Source organism: Pedobacter nanyangensis, assembly GCF_003313505.1.
GTDB classification, from domain to species: domain Bacteria; phylum Bacteroidota; class Bacteroidia; order Sphingobacteriales; family Sphingobacteriaceae; genus Pedobacter; species Pedobacter nanyangensis.
In genome coordinates, this window is the sequence record NZ_QMHO01000015.1 from 56,673 (window position 1) to 74,102 (window position 17,430).

A 17,430-nucleotide genomic window follows, 5' to 3' on the forward strand; every position below is an offset into this window, starting at 1 on the left:
TTGCCGAATAAAATATTTTTGCGAATATTTTGTTATAATATAAATAACTCAAAAACCAATTGAACTCCTACAAAAAACATGGCTACGGAGCCTTATTGGGCTGTTTAACGCTCGCACTCATCATAAGCTGCTCTTCTCAAAAAGACACGCTTGTCAACAGAAAACTCCAAAATCTGTCTGCAAGATATAACCTTATTTATAATTCTAATGTTTTGTTGGAAGAATATTTAGAAGGCATTAATCAGAGCAGGGCAGATAATTTCAGTAGTTTTTTACCACTTTATTATGCCCCGGCCGTTGCCGATGCGACTACCGCCGGCAATAAAATTAAGGAGCTTGACGAAATAGACCAAAAGGCAAGAACGATTATTGCAGAGAAGAACTATAGCAATTATATAGACGATGCCTACATCCTTTTAGGGAAAACCAATTTCCTGCAAGGCAAGTATTATAATGCCACAGCCTATTTCGATTATGTGGCCAAGGCCTACCAAAAAGATCATCAGGTTTATCTTAATGCACTCAACTGGAAAGCACGCAGTTTTATAGAGCTAGATGATCTGGAAAGTGCAGGAAAAATATTAGACACCGTAAAAATTGAACTCGATTCGGTAAAGAGGGGAAAATCTGAACCTTTAGCCACCTTGGCGCAATTCAGTATCATTAAAGAAAACGACAAACAGGCCATTGACTATCTGGAACGTGCCTTAAAAGCGGGGCCAAGTTCCTTAAACAGGATAAGATGGACCTATACCCTGGCCCAGCTTTACGAAAACGAAAAAGAGTATGCCAAGAGCATGGCTGCTTACCAAAAAGTAGAAAAAAGCAACGCCCCTTTCGACATGTACTTTAATGCCAAGTTGAGCAAAATTAGAATTGCGGAAATGTTGGACGGCAAAAACTTTGACCGAACATTGCAACTTACCAGAATGCTGAAGGATGATAAGAATGTAGATTTCAAAGACCAGATTTACTATGAAATTGCTGAAGATTACTATGCCGCCGACCAGTATGCCAAAGCGGAAGAATATTACAACCTATCCGTTAAGAATAGTACCGTTAATCAAACGCAAAAAGCATTATCCTACCTAAAAATTGCCGACCTGAACTTTAAGCAATATAGCGATTACGTAACCGCCAAGCTTTACTATGATAGTACCGCTTTAACTTTACCCAAAACGCATCCGTTATATGAATCGATAGCCAATAAGGCCCAAAATTTGGCTTATCTACAGCAACGCCATGAAATCATCAGCCTGCAAGACACTCTGCAAAAAATAGCTTTGCTACCTGCCAATGAGCGTGCCATGGCATTAAACAATTATTTTTTGGCCATGGCACCAAGTACCGCCAACGGTTCTAATGATCCAAATGGCGTTCCGTCCGTTAATTCGGGCAGGGCAAATGTTAATTACCAAAATCAAACTGGCGGTACCTTTTACTTTGCCAATGCCAATGCCATTAGCAGAGGATTTAATGAATTTAAACGACGTTGGGGCAACAGAAAATTAGCCGCCAACTGGCGACAAAGCATAAAGTCGTCGCAAGACCAACAAGAAGCACTTAACGCCTCGGCTGATAACGGCCCCGGTTCACTGCCTACTAATCCAGATGTAGCCTCCTCTACAAATGATAGGGCAAAAGATGCCGATAAGGCGACTTCGTATCTTGATTCCATTCCGCTGAGCCCCGCACAACTGGAAAAATCGAACCAAAAAATTATTGATGCCTATTTGGATATGGGTAGTTTTTACCAACAAGTGCTTCACGACAAACCTGAAGCCATTAAAACTTACCAAACCCTGTTAAAAAGATTTCCCAACAACAATAAGTTGGACATCATATACTACAGTTTATACCTGGCTTATCAGGGCAACGACCAAGCCAAATCAAACGGGTACAAAAACCTGGTTTTAAGCAGGTATCCTAATTCTGTTTATGCCAAAACCATTATAGACCCTAATTTTTCTGCTAAGCAAAACGAGCTAGAAGCAACTTTGAATAGAGAGTACGAAAGCTTGTTCAATAAATTACAAGAGAAGGAATTTAAGGCCGTAATTGCCGATGCAAATGGCATTAGCCAACGGTTTCCTGGAAATAGCATGGAGCCGCAGTATGACTATCTCAAAGCCATCGCTATTGGCCGTACGGAACATGTTGACCAGTTGATTACCGCCTTTAAACTAATTACAGAGAAATACCCCAAAGATCAGCTAATTAAACCTTTGGTAGATCAGCACCTGCTTTATATCAATACACATTTAAGCGAATTCAAAAAAAGGAAAATTGCATTGGTTGACTATGACACCAACGAAATCCCTTTTGCGGAAAATAAAACAAGGATTAGGCTAAACGAACCAATTATTGCCAATTTACTTGATCCAACGGGTAAAAAAACCTATACGCCAACACCACCTATAGTACAAAAGCCCGCTGAAGAAAAGCTTCCTGTACAAAAACCGGTAGTTGAGCCAAAACCCGAGGTGAAACCTGTGCTTAAGGAAGTGAATAAAGATACTGTGGTAGCGCAAAAGCCTACAATACAGCCTAAAAAAGACTCTGTCACAGTAGCCGTTCCAGCAAAAAAAGATAGTGTAGTTACCCCATCGATAACGAAAAAAGACACCATTGCCACACCAATTGCTACCGCGAAGCCAGATACCGTTGCTAAGCCTGTAGTACCGGAGCCTATTAAAGACAACTTGTTCAATGCAGCGTCATCTTCCAACTATTATTATGTGGTAGCAGTAAATTCGGCCGAACTAAATGTAAGTACTTCCCGTTTTGGCATTGGGCAATTTAACCGTGGCAACTATGCCGGAACCAACTTACGGCACCAGCTTAGGGAACTAGATGAGGACCAATTGATTATTGTTGGCGACTTTAACAGCATTGGCGATGTACAGCAATACCAACAAAATATTAAGCCTCAATTGGGCAGAATCATGAAAATTCCTGCCACTAATTATGTTACCTTTGCCATCAGCAAAGAAAATCTCGATAAAATCACTAATCGAAACACCTTAGAAAGGTACATTAGATATATCAGTAGCAATGAACTATAGAAACAACCATTCATTATCACCAGAACTTATCAGGAAATACAACTGGCGCATTTGGAAAGTGCTCATTGCGGGCATTATTGCTTTTGCCATTTTTATTATCATGATCGGTTTTGGCGTTTTTGGAGAAATCCCTTCATTTAGAGCCATTGAACACCCCAAAAGCAATGAAGCTACCGAGGTAATTTCCGAAGATGGTAAAGTGTTGGGAACCTATTTCGTTAAAAACAGGTCTAACGTTAACTACAGTGAAATTTCTCCCAACGTGATCAATGCACTGATTGCCACCGAAGATATCCGTTACCGCTCTCATTCAGGGATTGATTTCAAACGCACCTTTACCATCTTCCTATATGCTATTACGGGCAAAAAACAAGGCGGCAGCACCATTACACAACAGCTGGCGCTTAATCTTTTTTCGGAAGAAGGCAGGGCCAAGAATTTCGCCAAAAGGATTATCCAAAAGTTTCAGGAATGGGTAATTGCCATTAAACTGGAGCGTAACTACACCAAAGAAGAGATCATTACCATGTACCTCAACACGGTTGATTTTGGCAATAACGCGTATGGCATCAAATCTGCCGCAAGGGTATATTTCAACACCACTCCCGATAAACTAACGGTACCTCAGGCCGCGGTATTAATTGGCCTGCAAAAAGGGATTACCCGTTACTCGCCCACCAAAAATCCAGAACGTTCCCTTGAGCGCAGAAATACCGTAATGGCCCTGATGGTTAAAGAAGGCTATATCACCCAAGATGAATTTGCAGGTGAAAAAGACAAACCGCTTAACCTGCGTTTCAATGCAGCAACCACCAACGACGGCATTGCCCCATATTTTAGAGCTGTACTGAAAACTGAAATCAAAAAAATATTGGAAGACCGTTCTATCAACAAAGCCGACGGTACTCCCTATGATTTGGATAGAGACGGACTTAAAGTATATACTACCATCAACTATGATATGCAGGTATATGCCGAAGAAGCCCAAAAAGAATATATGAAAGTATTGCAGGCCCAATTTACCAAAAGTTGGAAAGGCAGAAATCCATTCAGAGGCTTAGACCAACTGATTGACCAGGGCATCAAAAGATCCGACAGGTACAAAGCCCTGAAACTCGAAGGCAAATCAGATGATGAAATCAATACCGATTTTAATACCCCTTCGAAACTGACTATTTTCACTTGGCGAGGCAATATCGACACCTTGATGAAGCCCATAGACTCGGTGAAATATTATAAATTATTATTACGCAATGCGATGATGGCCATGGACCCAAAAACAGGCAACATCAAAGCTTGGGTTGGCGGCATCAATTTTGAACATTTCAAATACGATCAGGTAAAAATGGGCAAAAGACAGGTAGGCTCAACGGCTAAACCATTTACTTACGCTGTGGCCATCGAAAACGGCTATTCGCCTTGTTTTGAAGTACTTAACGAGCCGGTAACCATTTCCAATCCAGGTAGCCCAGATTGGACACCACGCAACTCTGGCACGCCACTACCAGGAAAAATCACCCTACAAAAAGGCTTAGCTTTTTCGCAAAACTATATCGCGGCATTTTTAATGAGAGAAGTGGGGCCAACAGCTGTCATGAACGAGATCAAGAAAATGGGGATTACCAGTGACGTGCCTGCGGTACCTTCTATCGCTCTGGGAACATTTGATGCCTCTATTTATGACATGGTAGGTGCCTATGGCGTATTTGCCAATAAAGGCGCATGGACCCAACCAAATTTCATTACCAAAATTGAAGATAAAAACGGTGTTGTGCTTTATGAAAGTAGGCCAATCATTAAAGTGGCCATGAACGAGGAGGTAGCGTACGTAATGACCCGCATGTTGCGTGGCGTAATTACGGGCGGTACAGGTTCTCGCCTGAGCTATAAATACAAAATAAACGGCGCTATAGGTGGCAAAACCGGAACTACCCAAAACAATTCTGATGGATGGTTCATGGCCATTTCTCCCGATTTGGTTGCTGGTGTTTGGACAGGCTGCGAAGACCGAGCATTCCATTTTACCAGCACAAGCTATGGCGAAGGTGCCAACTCTGCCTTGCCTATCTATGCAGGCTTTATGAAACGTGTGTATGCCAATCCAAATTTAAAAGTAACCAAAAATGATTTTGACCCTCCTGCAAGTGGCGTAAGCATTATTTATGATTGCAACCAATACCAACCTCAAGAACAAAACACTACGGAGCTGGACAAGAAATTAGGCTTTTAAATTTTAAGCACAATATTGAATAGACCTCGTAGGTTTTAAAACCTACGAGGTTTAATTTTTTAGTTAAATTTGTAATCTACATGAGCAGTTTCGATTACAAAAAAGCGTTAAAAGACATTCCCCATAAACCTGGCGTTTATCAATATTTTGATATTGAGGATAAACTCATATACATTGGTAAAGCCAAAGACCTCCGAAATCGCGTAAGCTCTTATTTTGTACAGGACAAACAACTAAATGGGAAAACGAGGGTATTGGTTTCCAAGATAAGACGGATACAATTTACCATTGTAGATACCGAAATTGATGCTTGGTTACTGGAAAACAGCTTGATCAAAAAGCACCAGCCCCGCTATAACATTATGCTTAAGGATGACAAAACCTACCCATGGATTGTCATCAAAAAGGAACCCTTTCCACGTGTATTCCATACTCGGAGAATGGTAAAAGATGGTTCTACTTATTTAGGCCCTTACGCATCTGTAGGGATGATGCATACCATCCTTGATCTTATTAAAGAAACTTATACCCTACGCACTTGCAATCTTCCTTTAACCCAGGACAATATTAATGCGGGCAAGTTCAAGGTTTGCCTGGAATATCAAATAGGCAACTGCAAAGGCCCCTGTCAAAACTATCAAACCAAAGACGATTACGACACGAATATTGCCGAAATTAAAGATATTTTAAATGGCAAAATCGGGAACGTAATTAAAGAGGTGAAACAGGTCGTTAAAACGGCTGCCGAAGAGCTCAACTTTGAGTTGGCACATAGCTACCAAAAAAAGCTAAACGTGCTAGAAAAATACCAAAGCAAGTCGACCGTGGTGAGCAGTGCAATCACCAATATTGATGTGGTAAGTATTGCCAGCGACGAGCGTTATGCCTTTGTCAACTACCTTAAGGTAATGAACGGTGCCATTATCCAAACCCAAACGATAGAAATCAAAAAGCGGTTAGATGAAAGTGACGAGGAATTATTATCTATAGCCATTGCTGAATTTAGAACAAAATTTAAAAGCAGTTCCCGAGAGATTATTGTTCCGTTTGAGATCCCATTGGACGACATGAATTTAAAGCTCACTGTTCCTAAGTTGGGCGAAAAGAAAAAACTGCTAGAACTGTCGCAAAAGAATGTACTGTTCTTTAAAAAGGAAAAACTGAACCAGTACGAAAAACTAAATCCAGAGTTAAAAACAGAACGCGTGCTTACGCAAATGAAGAATGATTTGAGATTAACGCAACTGCCCTATCATATCGAATGCTTTGATAACTCTAACTTTCAAGGAAAGTATCCCGTATCGGCCATTGTGGTTTTTAAGGATGCCAAACCAAGCAAAAAAGACTATAGGCACTTTAACGTGAAAACGGTAGAAGGGCCCAATGATTTTGCGACGATGGAGGAAGCCGTTTACAGGCGATATAAGCGCATGTTAGACGAAAACCAGCCATTGCCTCAACTGATCATTATTGATGGTGGTAAAGGCCAACTTTCATCGGCGGTGAGCAGCTTAAAAAAATTAGGCATTGACAAGAAGGTAACCGTGATAGGCATTGCCAAAAGGCTTGAAGAACTTTACTATCCAAACGACAGTTTGCCAATGTACCTGGATAAAAAGTCAGAAACCTTAAAGATCATTCAACATCTCCGCGATGAGGCACACCGTTTTGGCATTACCTTCCATAGAAAAAAACGGGATAAAGGAACTTTAAAAACGGAATTGGAGGCAATTGAGGGGATTGGCAAAAGCACTGCCGATAAGTTATTGAAACACTTTAAATCAGTGAAGCGAATTAAAGAAGCCAGTGCCGAAGAACTATCCAAACTACTGAACAAAAAGCAAGTGGTTACGCTTGTAAATTATTTTAACGGTACTGAAGCTAATTAAGCCGATTTTCTTTACGTCATTGCGAGGCACGAAGCAATCTTAAAGCATAATGTAATCGTTGTGAGATTGCTTCGTACCTCGCAATGACGTGATGCTTAAAGATAGATAACAAAAAAGTCCCGATGAATAAACACCGGGACTTTTTGTATTTTCAAACAAGGCAGGATTAATATTCCCAAAGACCTTGCTCCATATCAGCCATCTTCTTCTTGATACGTTCACTTTCTAATAAACGAAGCCTAGGATCAGTGATCAAGTCTTTTACCTTATAATCACCAGAGTTGGTTTCCTTAACGATATGGCTGGAAAACAAACGGTGTATAAAGAAATCGTCCATGCTTAACGGCGAAGAATCATTTAAAGCATTGAAAAGTCTCTTGGTGGCTAAAATATCTCTGGCTTCCTCGTAAGCAATCCAAAATACGGGCTGCCATTCTTTGGTTTGGTCGTTAAGTTTCAAAGGGGCCAAAGCAATGATGCGAGGCTCGAAAACACCTCTTTTACCATCAAAAACCCAATCTTCCTTAATTCTATATTTCAAGAACAAAGCAGGATTAAACTCCCCCGGCACTTGTGTAACGGTTCCCGTTTTGTTATTGGTTACATTGACCACACCATTTGCCATTTTAATTGCTTCTGCGGTATCTAATGGAAAATCAAATCCGTCTACGTCGTCTAAAGTGGTAGGATTTTTTGGATTATAAGCCGTAAGTTCCTCATTTCTTACATGGGTAAGCAATACGTCTATTAGCCTTGATTTGGGGAAATTAAGCACACCGTTAATGGTATCACGCAAATCGATATCTCTCCAAACACGTTTGGTAAGCACCACATCTTCATCCTTGATTACGGCCAAAAATGCCTTTTCAGATGCGGTATCCCTCAACTCCTTTTCCATGGCATAGCCATCTTTCGGCTTTATTTTCGGCTTTTTCTTTTTTACTACCGTTTTGGTGGTATCTACCTTCGGAACTTCTGTTTTAGGAGCCTCCTGTACCTTAGCCGGTGGAGTTTTTGTGTTACCTTTCTTATTGGTATTCGCTTTTTGGGCAAACCCTGTAACTGAAATTACCGCTATAAATACCAACGACAACGCAATCTTTTTCATTTTCAATTATTTTACATTAAATACCAATGCGGGCAAAACTTTTTGTCTACCATCAGGACCTTGGGAAACAATTTGATCAAAAATAACCCTTGTTCCAGGTGATACGGCATTGATTGCACTTCTTATCGCTCCAGTAAAGTTACCACCTTGTCCTGAAATGGTAATCGCATCAGCACGAGGTTTAATTACGGTAAGCTCGAAGCGCAAAATCTTAAATTTCACATCAAAAGGGAAATCATCCAAATCAGCTTCGATTTCGGATTCGCTTTTCAATTGTACCGAAGCGATATCGCCACCACCGTATCCGCCAACTTTAGCCACTGGGGCAGGGATGGCTTTAACCCTAAACTTGGGTGCGCCCAGGTTTACTGTTTTACCGGCATTATTTCCGGTCACGGTAATAGAAACCTCTTTGCCTACCAATGAGCCAGGTACGTTTACCATATATTTTCCGTTGCCCCCGGTTAAGGAGCCGCCACCAACAAGGTTGGCGTTAATATTGGGGAAACCTGCTGCCGAAATGGTGAATGGATTTGGGATACCCGCATAAATCACATTCAGCTTATCTGATGAAACCGTTGCCGAAGGGGCCGCTACCTGATAGGTTTGTGGTTTGGTTTCATAAGTTTTGATATTGCCGTTTCTTTCCTTAACTCTGATGGTGCCTTTCCAGGTGAAAGTACCTACGCTGCCTGTACCACCAGTATAAACGCCTTTCCCGTTTTCGGTAGGCACCTTGTTGCCATTTACGCTAACATCTGGGCTAGATTTAGAGTCACTGGCGGTTAAATAAATTTCGGCCTTGTAAGGCTGGCCCTGAATTACATAAGAAGAAGGCGCAACAGCAACTGCTTCAAACTGATCAAGTACAACAATAGGCTTGTCGGCTAAAATTTTGTTGATGATATCTGCCTCCATGTTTTTGGCATCATTTTGCAGCATCGTCAATATTGTTCTGAACGCAGCCAATGGCACGCCTTCACCAAAATTATTGCCCGTCCAGGTTTTGGGTTCACCAGCTTTAGGTTTTACCGGATCAAGCGCTTGCAACATAAAAGTAGGCTTGCCTTCATCAGCTTGCAGCAAGGAAGCCAATTTTTTACCAGTTTCGTTAATTTTAGCTTGTAGTTTTTTACCTTCTTTGTTTTCGGTATCACTACCCATGATATTTTGACCAATATCAAGGTTGTTTTTTTGTACCAACTCGCCGTTTTCATCAAGCCCTTCTGCTGCAATTTTTGTTTGAAGTCCATCAATGTGCTTGATGAGATCTTCTGCAATCTTTTGTGCTTCTTTGGCTCTGTTTAATTTAAGCAAGTTATCGCCACTTTCTTTGGCTTTTGTACTCTCGTAATTTCTTAAAAGTTGGGTGATGTTGTTTCCAACGTTCTCTTTTGAAGTATTTAAGCTATCGTTGATGTTCTTGAAAGCTTTCAATACCAAATCAGAAACGTTTAGGGCAAGCATTGCTAATAGTACCAAGTACATGATACCAATCATCTTCTGCCTTGCCGTTTCCTTACCTCCTGCCATATTATATCAAATATTTAAAAGTTATATAATAAGACCAATTAAGCACGAGGTTGATTCATTGCCGTTAACATGTTGCCGTAAATGGCATTTAACGACGATAGATTTTTGGCAAGTTTACCTACTTCTTCCTTAAACTGTTTAGAATCTTCCATAGAATCGCTAAAGTTATCCATGGTTAAAGCTAGGTTTTGGTAGAATTTATTCATTGATTTTAAATGTGCGCTTGAATCTTGCAATTCTAGTTCATACACTGCATTTAATGCCGAAAGGTTTTTGGCCAAATTGTTCACTTGCTCATGGTAAGCTTTTGAATCCGCATTGCTGGCACCAAGCTCAGCTAATTGTTCGGTAGCCTTGCCAAAAGCAGTGTTCATATTCCCTAGGCTGTTGCTGGCATCTTTCACTTTCGAAGTAAATTCCGTAGTGGCCAATGAAGCATCTGCTACGCTTGAAATGTTAGCTACTCGATCGCCAAAAGTACGTAGCCCGTTTCCAAGGCTTTCGATCAACTCTGGACCAATTTTTTCATTCACCAATTTATCTAAAGCGCCCGTAGTAGAAGCTCCTCCTACCGCAGCAACTTGTGGAATTGCATCAGCTGGGGTTGGTTTACCATCTTTACGCAATTGCGGATAAACTTTATCCCACTCTACATCCGGATGGGGAGGGAACAAACCACCTAGCAGGAACAGAAGCGCCTCCACTCCCAGTCCCACACCAATCATGATACTTCCCCAAATACCTCCCAAGTGAAGGATTTTAAATAACGCACCAACAATTACAATAGAAGCACCGATTGACGTTGCCAAGTGTAATTTCGCCTCATTAGTAGCATATTTTCCTGCCATAATTCTTAATAGTTAATTTTTTAGTTTGTGGTTTTTATTTTGATTTCTGTTATTACATTAAGCTGTTTCCCGGGAAGTGGGACACACACCTGAAACCGATGTATGACCTAGGAATATTTTGGTATTCGTGTTGGGCCACGGAATTTTGAAGGAAAAATCCGATATCTTTCCATGAACCACCTTTAACTACTTTACGTTTACCTTTTCTAAAAATGGGGTTTTTATCTTCGGGCAATGAACTGTTGTAGGAGTTCAAGGTCCATTCTGCCACGTTGCCCGACATGTTATACAAACCATAGTCGTTTGGCAGATAAGCTTTGGCCTCAACCGTGTATAAAGCGCCATCATCCACATAGTTACCTCTGCCCACTTTAAAGTTAGCTTGCAAGCAGCCTTTAGCATTCATGATATAAGGACCGCCCCAAGGATATTTCGTTTGGGTCCTACCTCCTCTAGCGGCATATTCAAACTCTGCCTCTGTGGGCAAATCGTATTTCAATCTTGAGTTTACAGGCAGTTTACGTTGCCGCGCTACATTTTCGTAAAATTGGGTACGCCAGTTGCTAAAAGCTCTTGCTTGGTCCCAGGTAACACCAACCACCGGATATTTGTCGTATGAAGGATGGTTGAAATAAGCCTCCACCATTGGATCATTATACTCATAGGTGTAATCTTTTCTCCACACCAAGGTATCCGGATAAACCATTACCGATGGATGTTCGTTGATTTTTCCAGGAGTTGGATTATCGGTATAAATATCGTAGTCATCAATACGCTGTCTGTTAGGAGAAGCGGCATTTTCCAATGCCATATCCATATTTTTCTCTACATAGGCATAGCGCAAAAGCTTGATATCGATATCCTTATCGTTCTTTCCATTGGTAAAGCTAGAGAGGTTATCATTGATATACATGGCTTTTAGCTTGTTCTGTACATCTGTTTTTTTGTTTCTCCAAAGATTAGAGCCATTTCCCACCTTTTTCCAATCAATGGTTTTAAAAGTAGAGGGCCCCGCAGCTGCACCGCCTTTTGGCTTGATAAAATAATCGTCGATATTACCCTTGGTGATGGCGATAGAGTCACGCACCCAGTTCACAAACTGTCGATATTCGGCATTAGTAATTTCGGTTTGGTCCATGTAGAAAGGGCTCATGGAAACCATTTTACTTTGTTTGCCTTGGTAAAAAGTAATGTCCTCATCGGTCATGCCCAAAAGGTTCCTACCGCCAGGTATATAAACCATCCCCAAAGGGATTGCATTATTTTTAAATTTCCTGTTATAAGCTCCTACCAATTCCCCATTACCGCCCTTTCCGCAACTAGAAAGCAATAAAGAAAGCACGGTAACCGCAAGAAAGTATAATTTCTTCATATGTTGTCTAAGCAATTTTATAGCAATTTTATCAATTAACATTGAGATTAACAACTATTCGCACAAAAAAATCCACACTTTTTGTATCGAAACATTTTATTAACATTATGTTTATTTCAAAACTACAAGTTTCCGCGGGCAATTAGCGCTCTTTTTAAGGCGCATTTTTATCCGCAAAACCCTCCAAAAGCCATCAGTTAGGCACATTTTTGAGGCACCTAGCCGACAACCAGTAGAAGTTAACGCTATTTTTATCGCTTTATTACGTTATCGCTTTACTAGGCGTATTTATTTTGCAAAAATAAACGATAACCACCTGCGTGCCAATACCTATAATTAGGTATTTGAAGCAATTATTTGTTAGATTTTTTGATGTAGTTTTCCAAGGCCATGATCATGGATGGTGCTTCAGGATTTGGGGCCGCAATATCCACAATCAAACCTTTATCGGCCACGGCTTTTTGAGTATTTAAGCCAAAAGTTGCAATCCTAGTATTGTTCTGTAGAAAATTGGGGAAATTTATATACAACGATTGAATGCTGGACGGACTGAAGAAAGCCAAGATATCATAAAACACATCGGCCAAGTCAGAAAGGTCACTTACCACCGTTCTAAAAAGTACCGCAGGCGTTACATCATAGCCGTTTTTCTGAAGGAAGTTCATGGTATCTTCTGTAGCCACATCTGAACATGGATATAGGAACTTTTCGCTGGCATGCTTCTTCAGCACTTCGGCCAAATCAGCCGCAGTTTGCTTTCCAAAGAAAATCTTACGTTTTCTGTACTGGATATATTTTTGCAGATAAAGGGCCGTTGATTCAGAAATACAGAAGTATTTCAGGTTTACCGAAACTTCGAAACGCATCTCTTCACAGATCCTGAAGAAATGATCAACCGCATTCCTGCTGGTAAAAACCACCGCGGTATAATCGGCCAAATTGACCTTTTCTTTTCTGAAATCTTTTGCGGGAACACCTTCTACATGAATGAAAGAGCGGAAATCTATTTTCAGATTATACTTCTTTGCTAAATCAAAATATGGCGATTTTTCAGTTTCTGGCTTAGGCAGGGTTACCAATATACTTTTTACCTTGCGTAGTCTTTCGTCTTTATTTTCTTGCATTTTCCTAATTAGCACTTATATACCTACTGCCTTGATTAATATCAATATAGGGCAAATTTCGAGGGTGCAAAAATACAAAAATAAATACAATTTAGGAAACCTATATTGCGATAAAATATTTATTGCCGCCCTTATAAACTGAAAAACAAAGATGAGCACCAAAGCCGAAATACCTAAAACAATGTAGTTTGCGCCGTATTTTTTGGCAGAAAGGGCAAAAGCAATGATGATAGGGATAAACAATAAAGAGGTATTAAAATAACTTAAATATAATATAGAAATATATTGGTGAAGTGGCCGCTGCACGTCAAAAACAAAACCTACAAACCTTAAACATACGATTTTAAGCAAATAAAGGAAGATCACTCCAATAGAGATACTTACAAAAAAACTGAAGCCCCCCTGATTGGCCGCAGGCAGATTTTGATACTGCGCCGCCAGGTAAAAAAACATCCCAATGGTAAAACCAAATTGGATAAATAGCAACAAAAAGGACCAGGAAGTGACCAGATTGTCTTCCTTGTTCAAATTGGTTAATGCCCTATTGCTGTAAAATGATTGTACAACCGAGCTGAGCTGCTTGCCAAAAGCATTTTTCAAAATGGCAAATAGCACCAGTAAAAATCCAATGATCCCCAAAACCCATACGTCGCCTTTGGGCAGCAATTCGCCATGCTGATAAGCTACTTTTTCATGTGGATTATTTGCTTGGGCAATTACTTTTCGCAACGAAAACACGTCAAAACCGTATCCACGGCTCAAGCTATCCAGCCATTGGGCATTGGTGAGCGAATCTCTTATTTTTAAGATCTTTGGCGTTAGGGTGTCTACAGACTTCACGCTTGTGGTATCTACGAGCAAACGATCTGACAATGGCCGCAGGCTTTTTGTGGTATCTGCCTGCACAGGTACCTGCGCATGGCTAAAAACCGTTTCCAGGGCAATCAGGAGAAAAAACAAAAAGCTTCTTTTTAACATATTAAAATAGCGCAGTAACACCAAAGTGCACTTTTCCGTTTCGCAAATTTAAAGGATTATTTCTTTGTTTGCCTAATGCGTAACTGATGGAAAGTATACCCAAATTGGTTTCAAAGTTTACGCCCGCTCCAAAACCCATTGGAAAATCAGTGTAATTTTGCTGTGCGGCCTTATATTTCAAATATCCCTGGTTATAAAAGGCAAAAAGAAAAGAGTTCTGTTCCAATAAATATCGAAGTTCTGCATTACCGTAGGTGTATTGCGTTGCCAGCACTGAAAGCTCATTAAAACCTCTTAAGCTTCGTTGCCCGCCCAGCCTGAATACTTCGTTTTCCAGCAGGTATTTACTACTGATGACGCCGGTTTGATTGGCCAAGGCAAAAACAAGCTGTTTGGCCAAGGGCAGGTAATAGTTAATTTGGCTGAACCAACGGTATGAAGTGGTATTCATCTGTATGTTTTGGTAGAGATGCTCTGGAATGGCAGCATTCCGCTTAATTTTTCTACTACCTACGGCAACATCCAAAACCAAACTGTAGCCTTTTTGGGGGTTATAGCGATAGTTGAGGTTTTCCAAACTTAGGCCCAACCCGTAAAAAATCGTATTGGCATCGAGTGTTGGGGGCAGTGTCGTTGCATTTTTATAGGCCTCTACCGAAGAAAGCCTGGTTGATTTGTTCTCTATGAAAAATTGGAAGGTATTGTTGCCTTTCATCAGGTAATTAAATCCGAGCTTGGTATCTACATTTAAAAATGCAGAGTCTTGTTTGTAAAGATATAGGCTTGGGCTTAGGCCAAAATCGGTATTGAGCACATGCGGCGCCACTACTTTTACATCTAACAACTGACTGCGCTGCGAAAGCCCCTGATAATTAAAGTTAAGCTGCTCGCCTCTTTTAAAAGCATTTTGCAAGTGCAACCGCAAATTGCCTACCAATTGCGTTTTACCCGTTGTTCCATTTTGTTGCAGGCCTATTACGCCATCAAACTGGTTGGCGTCCTTTTTATTCACGTATATACTCACCTTGGCTTTTTCTCCCATGAATTTGATCTCGGTAGGCTTTACCACGGTAAGGAAGGGCAATTCACGTAAACGGTTTTCGATAGATTTTGCCGTTTTTTCTATATAGGGGGCGCCGGCTTTAATATTGAGGTACGACTGGATGTATTTTTGTGCAATTTGGCCACTTCCCACCACCTCTATGGTATCAAAAAAAATGCGCTGCTGGGGCTTTGCATGAATGCTTGCTGAAACGGCGTTATCGGAAATGACGATCTCCTCTAAACTAATGCTGGCAAAGGGATAGCCGTTATTTTCGTAATATATCAAAAGCGCTTCAAAAAGCTGGTTCAGCCTATCGGCATTAAAAATTACGTTTTCGTAATTACGTTCCCGAAAACCCGCAGCTTGCTTGGCGGCGGGCGATAAGTTTCCGGCGGAAAGGCTTACCCATTTATAAGGTTGGTTAAGCCCAATCACTACGGAAGCTTCTTTTCCCTTAAAACCTAAAGCGGTAATTTCGGCCAATAAATAGCCTTTAAACTGCAGCTGTGAGAGTACTTTTTCGGCCTCTTTGTACACCAGCAAACTATCGGGTACTTCTTTTTGATAAGCGATCTTTCTTGTGAGATATTTAGCTGTATCAGGCAAAGATACCGTTAATTTGTAGCTATTTTGCGCCCATGAGCTTAATCCGAAACAAACCAAAAGCCACACCAAAAAGCATCTCATACGTTCAAATTCATAAAAGCGACCGGCTTTGTTAAAGGTTTTCTATTTGTATCTGCACAGATAGGCCACTTGCGCTACGGCTTTTACTTTAAAATAAGTATTGGCCGGCACTTCAAAATGTTGTCCGGCGCTAAAAGTGTTCCACTGGCTTTCGCCGGGAAGCAGCACGTCCATTGCCCCTGCCACCACCAACATGGTCTCATGTGTAGAGGTTCCAAATTCATATTCGCCGCTATCGATCACACCTACGGTAGATTTTCCATTGTTTTCAAAAGCTAGCGATTTTACGGCTCCATCAAAATATTCATTTACAGTAATCATATCGCTAAAATAGCAACATCAATATAATAATAAGTTACTAAAGTGTTTAAAATTCATAAAAACCAAAAATTAATGCTGCGTCATAACTGCGTAATTTCAAATTAACCTACCTTTGCAAAAATGGCCGGAATTGAATTAAGCACAGATTATCAGTCAATTAACCTTATCAGGTAACAAATAAGTAACACTAGTTATTAAGTAAATGAGATACAACACCATACTATTGTGGTAAATCGGTTGACTATAATAAAAGTTTCAAATCATCTAATGAATATAAGTATATAATTTTTCGATGATTTTCATATCATAGCATTCACTATTCTAATATTCAACTTTACATATAGTTGAAAAAAAATTTTTCTTTTTAAAGAAATAATAAATACCATAAACGATTACCAAATATTTTTGTCTCCAAAACCCTTCGGTTATCAAAGCATTTGCCAATTGCGAACGAAAAATTCGTGGGCAATTTAGCCGAAAACGAAGCGGATATTGTAATTCCTGCCTAGGTCATTTTACCCTTTGCCGATTGGCAGAGGGCGATTTTTTCGCTTAAGTGTTTTTAAAAATAATAATGAAAAATTAATTTCATTTTGTTACCTTTTTAGATATTTTTGTAACATAATATGTCGTTTCACAAACAGATTATTCAATATGTTGATAAAGCTAAAGGAGGGCAGATCCTTTTGCCTACGGATTTTCGAGGTCTTGGAACTGACAGCGCAATAAAGATGAGTCTGTCTAGAATTTGTAAAGAGGGGCAAATTGTAAGGCTTTGTCACGGTGTTTACTTGAGGTCTATCAAGGGCGGAAAAAATCAAAATAAAGAAATGGACATGCATCAAGTTGCCTTGATAATCGCTAAAAAGGAAAATGTAAAGATCTGTCCGTCTGAAAACTATGCTTTATTTCTTCTCGGACTTGAGAATCAAAGACCAGAGGTCATAACATTTGTTACCGATGGTGAACCCAAACGACTAACGATACATGGCAAGCTGCTCATATTTAAATCTACCACTCCTAGAAAACTGAGCGCAGAAAATCCTCTTGTAGGATTAACAATCCAATCTCTTGAATTTCTCGGCAAGAATAATATTAGTGCCGAGATCTTATCAAAAGTGAAACAGAAACTCCAAGGGATAGATCAAAAAGTACTAGTGTCAGATATTTCAAAAGCTCCGGCATGGATATACAACCAATTGTTTAAACTACTAATAAATATAAACTGAT

Annotated in this window: 12 protein-coding genes; 4 read left to right on the forward strand and 8 right to left on the reverse strand. The window is 40.2% G+C overall.

Annotation, left to right across the window (positions count from 1 at the left end):
- Positions 1 to 59: 59 nt before the first annotated feature.
- From porW to uvrC, 3 genes are all read left to right on the forward strand, one after another.
- Complete coding sequence (gene porW / locus DUT71_RS18250; RefSeq protein WP_113663982.1) at positions 60 to 3,065, forward strand: type IX secretion system periplasmic lipoprotein PorW/SprE; 3,006 nt, start codon at positions 60 to 62, stop codon at positions 3,063 to 3,065.
- Positions 3,055 to 5,295: a transglycosylase domain-containing protein gene (locus tag DUT71_RS18255; RefSeq protein WP_113663983.1), complete on the forward strand. Its 2,241-nt coding sequence runs from the start codon at positions 3,055 to 3,057 to the stop codon at positions 5,293 to 5,295. Before porW ends, DUT71_RS18255 begins: the two co-directional genes overlap by 11 nt.
- 80 nt (positions 5,296 to 5,375) lie before the next feature.
- Positions 5,376 to 7,184 carry an excinuclease ABC subunit UvrC gene (gene uvrC / locus DUT71_RS18260; protein WP_113663984.1) on the forward strand — a complete coding sequence of 603 codons (1,809 nt, stop codon included), beginning with the start codon at positions 5,376 to 5,378 and terminating at the stop codon, positions 7,182 to 7,184.
- A gap of 166 nt (positions 7,185 to 7,350) precedes the next feature.
- On the opposite strand, the gene porN is transcribed toward uvrC, so the two are convergent.
- The 8 genes from porN to ppnP all read right to left on the reverse strand — a co-directional run bounded on the left by porN (position 7,351) and on the right by ppnP (position 16,200).
- The gene (porN, locus tag DUT71_RS18265) at positions 7,351 to 8,292 is read right to left on the reverse strand and encodes a type IX secretion system ring subunit PorN/GldN (RefSeq protein ID WP_113663985.1); all 942 of its coding nucleotides are present in this window, start codon (positions 8,290 to 8,292) and stop codon (positions 7,351 to 7,353) included.
- A gap of 6 nt (positions 8,293 to 8,298) precedes the next feature.
- Positions 8,299 to 9,825 carry a type IX secretion system motor protein PorM/GldM gene (gene porM / locus DUT71_RS18270; RefSeq protein WP_113663986.1) on the reverse strand — a complete coding sequence of 509 codons (1,527 nt, stop codon included), beginning with the start codon at positions 9,823 to 9,825 and terminating at the stop codon, positions 8,299 to 8,301.
- Positions 9,826 to 9,863: 38 nt separating this feature from the next.
- On the reverse strand, positions 9,864 to 10,673 hold the full coding sequence (gene porL, locus DUT71_RS18275) for a type IX secretion system motor protein PorL/GldL (protein ID WP_113663987.1): 810 nt from the start codon (positions 10,671 to 10,673) through the stop codon (positions 9,864 to 9,866).
- A gap of 52 nt (positions 10,674 to 10,725) precedes the next feature.
- Complete coding sequence (gene porK / locus DUT71_RS18280; RefSeq protein ID WP_113664010.1) at positions 10,726 to 12,045, reverse strand: T9SS ring complex lipoprotein PorK/GldK; 1,320 nt, start codon at positions 12,043 to 12,045, stop codon at positions 10,726 to 10,728.
- A gap of 353 nt (positions 12,046 to 12,398) precedes the next feature.
- Entirely contained in the window at positions 12,399 to 13,169 is a 771-nt protein-coding gene (locus DUT71_RS18285) for a uroporphyrinogen-III synthase (protein ID WP_113663988.1), read from the reverse strand.
- 15 nt (positions 13,170 to 13,184) lie between these two features.
- Positions 13,185 to 14,147 (reverse strand): DUF4271 domain-containing protein, encoded by a 963-nt coding sequence (locus DUT71_RS18290; protein WP_113663989.1) that lies wholly within the window; start codon positions 14,145 to 14,147, stop codon positions 13,185 to 13,187.
- A 1-nt stretch (position 14,148) separates the two neighbouring features.
- Positions 14,149 to 15,879 carry a ShlB/FhaC/HecB family hemolysin secretion/activation protein gene (locus tag DUT71_RS18295; RefSeq protein ID WP_113663990.1) on the reverse strand — a complete coding sequence of 577 codons (1,731 nt, stop codon included), beginning with the start codon at positions 15,877 to 15,879 and terminating at the stop codon, positions 14,149 to 14,151.
- Between the two features lie 42 nt (positions 15,880 to 15,921).
- Positions 15,922 to 16,200: a pyrimidine/purine nucleoside phosphorylase gene (gene ppnP, locus DUT71_RS18300; RefSeq protein ID WP_113663991.1), complete on the reverse strand. Its 279-nt coding sequence runs from the start codon at positions 16,198 to 16,200 to the stop codon at positions 15,922 to 15,924.
- A 626-nt stretch (positions 16,201 to 16,826) separates the two neighbouring features.
- Here ppnP and DUT71_RS18305 point away from each other — a divergent pair.
- Complete coding sequence (locus DUT71_RS18305) at positions 16,827 to 17,429, forward strand: DUF6088 family protein (protein ID WP_113663992.1); 603 nt, start codon at positions 16,827 to 16,829, stop codon at positions 17,427 to 17,429.
- Position 17,430: the final 1 nt, after the last annotated feature.